Origin of the sequence: Mycobacterium sp. NAZ190054 (assembly GCF_001545925.1) — a bacterium.
In the GTDB taxonomy this organism is placed as follows: domain Bacteria; phylum Actinomycetota; class Actinomycetes; order Mycobacteriales; family Mycobacteriaceae; genus Mycobacterium.
Map to the genome: position 1 here is coordinate 1 of NZ_LMVQ01000419.1, position 2,027 is coordinate 2,027.

The window sequence follows — 2,027 nt, forward strand, 5'->3', positions numbered from 1 at the left end:
CTGCCTAACCCGAACCTGCATCCGCTCGGCAAGCCGCCGTACTACGCGTTCCAGATCATCCTCGGTGACCTCGGCACCTCCGGCGGACTGCGCACCGACGAACACGCCCGGGTGCTGCGGCGGTCCCGGCGCCCCGACGTTGCGGCGATGCTGACGCCACAACGGCAGCAACCGCTGCGGGGACAGGCCGATCGCCCGTATCCCGGCGGTCACCAGGGGTGACACCGCATGCCGGTAGGGCTCCCATACCGTGTCGTCGCCGGGGTCCACGTCACCCAGAAGCACGGCGATCAGCAAGTCGAGCAGCGGCACCTCGCCGAGCCCGTGGCTGAAGTCGATCGCGAGATAGTCGCCGGCGGCCAGGATCCGCAGACCGTCGCCCGGGCACCGGCGCAGCGTCGCCAGCAACTCGACGGGATCAGAGCCCGGCGCGCGGGTGGCCGTCGACACCACGTGCCGCAGCGAGGCGGGGGAGAACCGCCAGCGGGTGCCGGCCGTGGACGGGTGCAACGCGATCCTGGCCGCCGGGCCGGCTTCTGCCATCGCCAGCAGTCGCGCGGTGAGTTCGTCTGCCGACGGCAGCGCCACGGGCCCGACGACGACCGCCGACCGTCGCTGACTGTGCTGCACGTCGAGCGTCGCGACGCGAACGCTGTCAGGTCGCTCGCGGCGCCGAGTTCTGCCCATCCTGTCAAATAGTAGGTTCTCCGCATGCCGAGGACTCGAGGACGGGCGTTGTGGGCGGCCGCCGCCGTCGTGGCCGCCGGATACGGGGTGTTCCTGATCGTCACCGCCGCCCGGGTCCCGGCCGGTTCGGAGCTCACCGGGCAGTTCGGTCTGCAGCCGGCGGTGAAGGCGCTGGCCGCGGTGCTGCTCGCGGGGGCGGCCCTGACACACCGCATCGGCCGGGAGCGACGGTGGCTGGTCGGGGCGCTGGTGTTCTCCGCCGCGGGCGACTACCTGCTCGCGATGCCGTGGTGGGAGCCGTCGTTCGTCCTGGGCCTGGCCGCGTTCCTGATCGCCCACCTGTGTTTCCTGGCCGCACTGTTGCCGCTGGCGGCGTCGTCGCGTCCGCGGCTGGCCGGTGTCGCGGCCGTGGTGGTGGCCTGCGCGGCGCTGCTGGTGTGGTTCTGGCCGCGGCTGCTCGAGCAGGGGATGGCGGTGCCGGTCGTCGTGTACATCGCGGTCCTCGGTGCGATGGTGTGCACCGCGTTACTGGCCGACCTCCCGACCCCGTGGACCGCGCTGGGGGCGGTGTGTTTCGCGGTGTCGGACGCGATGATCGGCGTCGACAAGTTCATCCTCGGATCCGAGGCGCTCGCGGTGCCGATCTGGTGGGTGTACGCGACGTCGCTGCTGTTGATCACCGCGGGCCTGCTGTTCGGCCGCGCGTCTGTGCCGTCTGCTACACCTGCGGGGTGAGCACCACCCGGCAGGCCGCCGAACACGAGCCCGTGGCCCGTGTGCTGCCGATGCTCACCGTGCCGCACCTAGACCGCGAGTTCGACTACCTGGTCCCGGCCGAGCAGTCCGACGACGCACAGCCCGGGGTCCGGGTCCGGGTCCGCTTCCACGGCCGGCTCGTCGACGCCTTCGTGCTCGAAAGACGTTCCGATACCGACCATGCCGGAAAGCTGGGATGGCTGGAGAAAGTGGTGTCGCCGGAGTGCGTGCTGACCCACGACGTGCGCCGGCTGGTCGACGCGGTGGCCGCCCGGTACGCGGGCACCCGCGCCGACGTGCTGCGGCTGGCCGTGCCGCCGCGGCACGCCAACGCCGAGAAACGCGTCCGCGAAACCCTGGAACCGTTGTCTGCCCGCCCCGTGGACACCGCTGCGTGGCAGCGTTACAGCGGCGGAGAGCAGTTCATCGCCGCGCTCGGCGAGGGCCGTGCCGCCCGCGCGGCATGTCCGAGGCCTTCTTCGTGCTGTCCGGCACGCTGTCGCTCTACAACGGCACCGAGTGGGTCGACGGCCGCGCCGACGATTTCCTGTACGTGCCGCCCGGGGGCATCCACGGCTTCCGCA

At 71.8% G+C, this 2,027-nt stretch carries 2 protein-coding genes and 3 pseudogenes; all 5 read left to right on the forward strand.

Going from position 1 to position 2,027, the window contains the following annotated elements:
• A pseudogene (locus ASJ79_RS32690) lies at positions 1-120 on the forward strand (FAD-binding protein); the annotation flags it as partial.
• A 316-nt stretch (positions 121-436) separates the two neighbouring features.
• Positions 437-619 (forward strand): hypothetical protein, encoded by a 183-nt coding sequence (locus ASJ79_RS31470; protein ID WP_082754009.1) that lies wholly within the window; start codon positions 437-439, stop codon positions 617-619.
• A 92-nt stretch (positions 620-711) separates the two neighbouring features.
• Positions 712-1,422, forward strand: a complete 711-nt coding sequence (locus ASJ79_RS23150; protein ID WP_067960435.1) for a lysoplasmalogenase — start codon at positions 712-714, stop codon at positions 1,420-1,422.
• A pseudogene (locus ASJ79_RS31475) lies at positions 1,419-1,967 on the forward strand (primosome assembly protein PriA); the annotation flags it as partial. The gene ASJ79_RS23150 and the pseudogene ASJ79_RS31475, both read left to right, overlap by 4 nt.
• Positions 1,925-2,027 (forward strand): annotated as a pseudogene (locus ASJ79_RS34405) (cupin); the annotation flags it as partial. The pseudogenes ASJ79_RS31475 and ASJ79_RS34405, both read left to right, overlap by 43 nt.